Here is a 7,146-nt window from a genome sequence, read left to right as displayed (position 1 = left end):
CACCCACTACACGGATGCTGCCATAATTGCCGAAGTGAGCAAGAACCTGGGTTCTGCTATGCCCGGGCTGGATGTCAGCAAGCTTGACGAAAAAGAACGTATGTCTCACAGGGGTTGGTAATAGAATTATGCAAAGAGTTGAAGTAAGGCTTAAACCTCATTTATCGGATGCTCGTGGAAAAGGACTAATCAAGGATATTGCCGATTTGGGCATTTCTTCGATTACCGCTGCCCAGATACACGATGTTTATTATATACAGGGGAATGTTTCTTTCGATGACATGGTAACTATCTGTCAGAATGCTCTCACCGATTCAATTATCCATAACTATCATATAGGCCTTACCGATTACCAACAGACCGCTGATAACTACCAGACTTATGAGGTAACCTACAATCCCGGAGTAACCGACCCGATAGAAGAGTCAGTATTAAAAGCCATATTTGACCTGGGCATACGCAGTGTAACCGGAATAAAAACCGCTACCAGATACGAACTTTACGGAAGCCCCTCTGACGCCGAATTACAGATAGTGCGCTCAAGGCTTTTGGTAAATCCCACGGTCCAACATATAGTTACACACCAAATGACAGACAATTTTACTGCGCCTGAATATACCTTTAAATTAAAAACGATAGAAATATTAAGTGCCAAATCCGCCCAGCTTACCAAGATCGCTGCCGAACTTGGATTTTCTGAACCCGAGATTGTGGCGATTACGAACTACTTCCGGAAACTTGGGCGAAATCCCACAGATGTCGAATTAGAGACTCTCGCACAGACATGGAGTGAGCACTGCGGTCACAAGACCTTCAAAGCACGTTACGATTTCAACGAAACGATCATTGACGGCTTATTAAAAAGCACCATTATGCGTGCTACTCAAGAGCTTGATAAACCCTGGTGTCTTTCCGTTTTCAAGGATAACGCTGGAGTTATAAGTTTTGATGAGAACTGGGCACTCGCATTCAAGGTAGAAACACATAACCATCCATCAGCTATTGAACCCTACGGCGGGGCAGCGACCGGGGTTGGTGGCGTAGTGAGGGATGTCCTTGGCACTGGCCTTGCCGCGAAGCCAATTGCCAATACCGACGTCTTCTGCTTGGGTGAACCTGATCTACCCTACGAAAAACTCCCTGAAGGCACCTTGCACCCGCGTCGCATCCTCAAAGGAGTAAGGTCTGGAGTTGCAGATTATGGCAACAGATTAGGAATCCCCACCGTTAATGGGGCAATCTGTTTTGATAATCGTTATACCGCCAATCCCCTGGTTTACTGCGGAACAGTTGGCATCATGCCGCGAAATGCGGCCAAAATGGGGCAGCAAAAACCCGGTGATATGGTAGTAGTAGTCGGAGGAAAAACCGGAAGAGACGGCATTCATGGTGTAACCTTTGCTTCTGCAGAATTAAACGTCTCTTCCACTGAAGAATCCCAAAGCTCAGTGCAGATAGGCAATGCAATCGCCGAAAAGAAGGTTATAGATGCCATACTTAAAGCCCGGGAGAAAAAGCTCTTTTCCCGAATTACTGATTGTGGCGGCGGAGGTCTTTCTTCGGCAATTGGAGAAATGGCTGAAAATACCGGGGCGAAAGTATATCTGGACAAGGTACCTTTAAAATATTCGGGCTTATCCTATTCAGAAATCTGGATCTCCGAATCACAAGAAAGAATGCTGCTGGCAGTCCCCCCAGAATGTGTGGATGAGCTCAAACAAATATGCAAAACAGAAGATACAGAGGCAACCGTCATTGGAGAATTTACATCAGATAGGCGGCTCACCCTTTATTATCAGGAAAAACAGGTATGCTCTCTGGATATGGATTTCCTTCACAATGGTCTCCCACGGCTTGAGTTAAAAGCTGTATTTAGACCAAGTGAACAGCCTAATCCTTCTTTCAAGCAAAACGAAGATTTGGGTACTTGCCTTGAGAAGGTGCTCTCAAGCTGGAATACCTGCTCAAAAGAGTGGGTTATCCGCCAATATGACCACGAAGTACAAGGGGGGAGTGTGTTAAAACCCCTTGGCGGGGCAAACAATGACGGCCCACGGGATGCAGCGGTTATTAAGCCTGTACCAGATTCCAGCAAGGGTATAATTATTTCCAACGGTATCAACTCCGGTTATGGAGATATTGATCCCTACTGGATGGCAGCCTCTGCTATTGAAGAAGCTTTGAGACAAATAATTGCAGTCGGAGGCAACCTGGATCAAGTTGCCCTGCTGGATAATTTTAGTTGGGGCTCCGCAAAAAAACCAGAAAGTCTTGGTGCTTTGGTACGTTCCTGTCAGGCATGTTATGACCTCGCCATAGCTTACGAAACCCCTTTTATTTCCGGTAAGGACAGTCTTAATAACGAATATGAACATGAAGGAAAAATCATATCTATACCCCATACCCTGCTAATATCGGCCATCGCCGTCATAGATGATATATCCAAAGTAATCTCACAGGATTTTAAAAAAGCCGGCAATTTAATCTATTTGGTTGGCGATACTCTGAATGAGATGGGTGGCTCAGAATATTTTAAGGTGTTTAATCTTAATGGAGGCCGAGTACCGAGAATCGACGTACTGAAATCGGTAGAAATAATGCACCGCCTGAGTACTGCTACCAACCGAGGAATGGTCGTAAGCTGCCATGATTTAAGCGACGGAGGCCTCGGAGCAGCTTTGGCAGAAATGGCTTTCTCAGGAGACTTGGGCGCAAGCATCGAACTGGCCAAGTTGCCCATGACAGAAAAAATTGACTCGGATGATATTATCCTGTTTTCCCAATCCAATAGTCGCTTTTTATGTGAAGTTGAACCGCAAAACAGTACTGAGTTTGAAAAGCTGCTCTACGGGACCGCTGTTTCTTGTATAGGCAATGTAATAGACGCTCCCCGTCTAAAAATAATTGGCATCGGTGGTGCCACAATAATCGACAAGTGCATCGCCAGTCTAAAGGAGGCGTGGCAAAAGCCACTTGATTGGTAGTAATGGCAATTCCAAAAATATTAATAATACGAGCCCCCGGTACCAATTGTGATTTTGAAACTTCAGTCGCCTTTCAGAAAGCTGGCGCACATGTAACCATGGCACATATCAATCAGCTGATAAACAACGGTTTAAAAATCGGAGATTATCAAGCACTTGTTTTCCCAGGCGGTTTTACCTATGGAGATGATCTTGGAGCAGGTAAAATTATGGGGAACGAAATCCGACTTAAATTAGGCGATAATATCAACCGATTTATTACAGACGGAGGCCTTATCCTCGGAATCTGCAATGGCTTCCAGGTAATGGTACAATCCGGTATTCTTCCCGGCAACGGCAATGCAGTAACACTCACCGGCAACGACTCCGGGCGTTTCGAATGCCGTTGGATACACCTGGCGGCAAATCCGCACTCCAAATGCGTCTTTACTCGTGGCATTGATCGTATTTATCTGCCCGTAGCTCACGGGCAAGGAAAGCTCGTTGCCAGCGAGGATACTCTGGATAAACTTGATGTCGCTCTCTATTACACAGATCCGTCAGGAAAACAGCCGGTCGACTATCCATACAACCCTTCCGGTTCACTAAGAGGAATAGCCGGAATATGTGATGAAACCGGTCGGATCTTCGCCATGATGCCTCACCCCGAACGCCATATCAGTTTTCACCAGCACCCCAAATGGACAAGAGGTAAAGTCAGCAATCCCGGCGATGGGTTACAGATATTTACCAACGCGGTTAATTGGATCAAGCGCCTCTAAAGCTAAAAGAGGGCACGACAGATGAATAATAAACCTGAAAAACCTGTCGAATTTGAAATTAATCAGCTTGCCAAGGAGGAATCCTGGCGGCTATTTCGAATCATGGGGGAGTTTATCGAAGGCTTTGACTCCCTCTCCAGCGTAGAACCAGCAGTAACTATATATGGATCTGCCCGTACACCAGATGGAGATCATTTATACCGGAACGTGGAAGAAATTGGATATAAACTGGGGAAAGCTGGGTACTCAATAATAACCGGTGGCGGTCCTGGTCTCATGGAAGCCGCCAACAGGGGAGCCCGCGCCGCCGGCGCTAAATCTATCGGATTGAATATCCTCCTCCCTAATGAGCAAAATCCAAATCCCTATACAAATATTACCTTAACTTTCAAACATTTCTTTGTACGCAAGGTTATGCTGGTAAAATACTCGACCGCATTTGTAATAACACCGGGAGGACTGGGAACTCTGGATGAATTGACGGAGGTCCTTACTCTTATTCAAACATACACGATACGGCCTTTTCCCGTCATATTGTATAGCCGCTCTTTCTGGCAAGGTTTTCTCTCATGGCTCAAAGACCCGGTACTGGCACAAGGTTATATATCCGAACAGGATTTAACCCTACTCAGGCTGTGCGATACTCCAGACGAAGTCCTGGAAGCTATAGAGCTGTGGACAAAAAATCAGGATCTCCCTGGCAGCCAGGCGGTAAGACAGGATCCTTAACCAGGGCTTGGTTCATCTTGTTTTCACCGGCACAATATTATGACATTTTAATCTGTTTTTCCTGTCAATTTGCTGTTTGTGGCTCAAACAACGTTATGCTATACTGGTAGACTGATAAAAGAAAGCTAACACAAGCTATATTAAGGGAGGACTTGATTGCCGGATACAGCTACTATTAAAGAACTACTGGAAGCCGGGGCGCACTTCGGCCACCAGACCAGCCGCTGGCACCCCAAAATGAAGCGATATATCTTTACCAAGCGAAACAAGATTCACATAGTAGATCTTGAAAAGACCGCTGAATTGCTGGATAAAGCTTGCCAATACGTCAAACAACTGGTTGCCGATGGTGGTAAAATCCTATTCGTTGGCACAAAAAAGCAGGCTCAGTCCATTATCGAGGAAGAAGCTCTGCGCTGCAACATGTATTTTATCAATCAGCGCTGGATAGGCGGCATCCTTACCAATTTCTCCACTATACAGTCCCGCATGGATTATCTTGTAAGACTGGAAGATCAGCAAGAAAGAGGAGAATTCCAAAGGCTGCCTAAGAAAGAAGCCCGTAAAAAGATTGAAGAGATTGAACGGCTCAATAAAAACATGGGCGGCTTCAAAGAAATGACCAGCCTCCCGGATGCCATATATATTGTCGATCCGGCCAAAGAGAGAATTGCTATTGCTGAAGCCCGCAAAATGGGTATTCCGCTAGTTGCCATAGTTGATACCAACTGCAATCCAGACGAGATTGATTTCCCCATCCCCGCCAACGATGATGCAATCCGGGCAATCAAGCTAATCACCGGTAAAATCGCTTCAGCTGTTATAGAAGGGCAAAACCTCAACCAGACAATCTCAGCCGACGCCACAACCGAAATGGATGAAGCTGAACAAACCGCAGTAAGCGAAGAAGCCGGTTCATAAGTTTTTAAGGAGAGAACCTTGGAAGATAAAACTGCCATAATTAAAGAATTACGAGAGCTTTGTGGCGCAGGTGTAATGGATTGCCGTAATGCCCTGGTTAAATGTGATTGGGATATTAAAAAAGCTGCTGACAGCCTTAAGGAACAGGGATATGAAAAAGCTGCAAAAAAGGCTGATCGCGCAACTGGGCAGGGGCTGATTGAAGCTTATATCCATGCCGGAGGCCGTGTTGGAGCTATTATCGAGCTGAATTGCGAGACCGACTTTGTTGCCCGGACCGATGAATTTAAAACGCTTGCCCATGATATTGCCATGCAAGTTACAGCCATGAGTCCATGTTATATCTGCAAGGAAGATTTACCCGCAGACTCTGAAGAGCCAGCCGAAGTTGCTTGCCTGATGGAACAGCCTTTCATTAAAGATCAAAACAGAACCATCAGAGACTTGATAATTGAATGCATCGCCAAAACCAAGGAGAATATCCGGATAAGCCGTTTCACTCGTTTTGAATTGGGTGAAACGCAGCAGGACTAATGCCTGAGGCCAAGTATAAGCGAGTTCTACTGAAACTCAGCGGTGAGGCTTTTAAAGGCTCTGGCACTTATGGTATTGATTCTGCAACAGTCAACAGAGTTGCCTGCCAAGTAAAGCGGGCATTGCAGTTAAATGTTGAAGTTGCCATCGTAGTTGGTGGCGGGAATATATGGCGCGGTTCACAAGCAGAAAAGGACGGAGTTGACCGGGCTACGGCAGATTATGCCGGCATGTTGGCTACTCTAATCAACTCCCTGATGCTCCAGGACGCTTTGGAGCGCCTGGATGTTGTAACTCGTACCCAATCCGCACTAACCATACAGCAAGTAGCTGAGCCATATATCCGCAGAAGGGCGATACGGCACCTGGAAAAAGGCAGGGTGGTAATTCTTGCCTGTGGTACCGGAAATCCCTATATGACCACTGATACAGCAGCCGCTCTCAGAGCAGTTGAGATGGAAGCCAATGTTCTTCTAATGAGCAAAAACAATGTTGATGGGGTATACTCGGCTGATCCAAAGCTCGATCCTTCGGCACGCAAGTACGAGCACCTCACATACCTGGATGCCCTTAACAAACGCCTGGGAGTTATGGATTCCACCGCGCTGTCCCTGTGCCTGGAGAACAAGTTGCCCATTATAGTGTTCAATCTTGACATTGAAAATAGCCTTGAAAGAGTGATTTACGGCGAGCCAATCGGAACGCTGATAACGGGGGAATAGCAATGAGTCAAGAATTATTAATTGAAGCAGAGAAAAAAATGGAAGCTTCACGGGCAGTTTTCGGGCAGGAGCTTACTACTTTTCATACTGGAAGAGCAAATCCCGCACTTATTGCCCACATTAAAGTAGATTATATGGGAATGCCGCAACAGCTCAGCCATATGGCAAGCATTACTGTATCAGGCCCGGACATGCTGATTATTCAACCCTGGGTACCAGGAAGTCTGCCTGCCATTGAAAAAGCAATTCTAAAAGCTAACGTCGGTCTTACCCCTTCCAACGATGGAGCTATTGTACGCCTTAAGATCCCACCCTTGTCTGCAGAGAGACGCGAGGAGCTTATCAAGCTTGTGCGCCGTCGTGAAGAAGATACAAAAATCGCCATCAGAAACGTGCGGCGTGATGTTGCCGATAAACTGAAACAGATGGAAAAGGATAAGGAAATCTCCCAAGACGAGTGTCGCATGACGTTATCCAAGCTTCAACAACTCACTG

The 7,146-nt window shown here is 46.1% G+C and carries 7 protein-coding genes; all 7 read left to right on the top strand.

The genetic code is table 11. The features are described 5' to 3' along the window. Positions 1–128 precede the first annotated feature (128 nt). Complete coding sequence (purL, locus tag PHX29_06685; GenBank protein ID MDD5605570.1) at positions 129–2,984, top strand: phosphoribosylformylglycinamidine synthase subunit PurL; 2,856 nt, start codon at positions 129–131, stop codon at positions 2,982–2,984. A 2-nt stretch (positions 2,985–2,986) separates the two neighbouring features. Then, the gene (purQ, locus tag PHX29_06680) at positions 2,987–3,745 is read left to right on the top strand and encodes a phosphoribosylformylglycinamidine synthase I (GenBank protein MDD5605569.1); all 759 of its coding nucleotides are present in this window, start codon (positions 2,987–2,989) and stop codon (positions 3,743–3,745) included. 21 nt (positions 3,746–3,766) lie between these two features. Further along, entirely contained in the window at positions 3,767–4,474 is a 708-nt protein-coding gene (locus PHX29_06675; GenBank protein MDD5605568.1) for a TIGR00730 family Rossman fold protein, read from the top strand. A 156-nt stretch (positions 4,475–4,630) separates the two neighbouring features. Next, positions 4,631–5,395 (top strand): 30S ribosomal protein S2, encoded by a 765-nt coding sequence (gene rpsB / locus PHX29_06670; GenBank protein MDD5605567.1) that lies wholly within the window; start codon positions 4,631–4,633, stop codon positions 5,393–5,395. Positions 5,396–5,413: 18 nt separating this feature from the next. Continuing rightward, positions 5,414–5,929 (top strand): elongation factor Ts, encoded by a 516-nt coding sequence (locus PHX29_06665; GenBank protein ID MDD5605566.1) that lies wholly within the window; start codon positions 5,414–5,416, stop codon positions 5,927–5,929. After that, entirely contained in the window at positions 5,929–6,651 is a 723-nt protein-coding gene (gene pyrH, locus PHX29_06660) for a UMP kinase (protein MDD5605565.1), read from the top strand. The genes PHX29_06665 and pyrH overlap by 1 nt, the downstream gene beginning before the upstream one ends. A gap of 2 nt (positions 6,652–6,653) precedes the next feature. Further along, the coding region (gene frr / locus PHX29_06655; GenBank protein ID MDD5605564.1) for a ribosome recycling factor at positions 6,654–7,146 on the top strand (493 nt) is incomplete at its 3' end.

The sequence above is a fragment of the Dehalococcoidales bacterium genome (assembly GCA_028717385.1).
Classification (GTDB): domain Bacteria; phylum Chloroflexota; class Dehalococcoidia; order Dehalococcoidales; family CSSed11-197; genus CSSed11-197.
The sequence above is the reverse complement of the archived record's forward strand: the minus strand, read 5'-3'. Positions and strand labels throughout refer to the sequence as shown.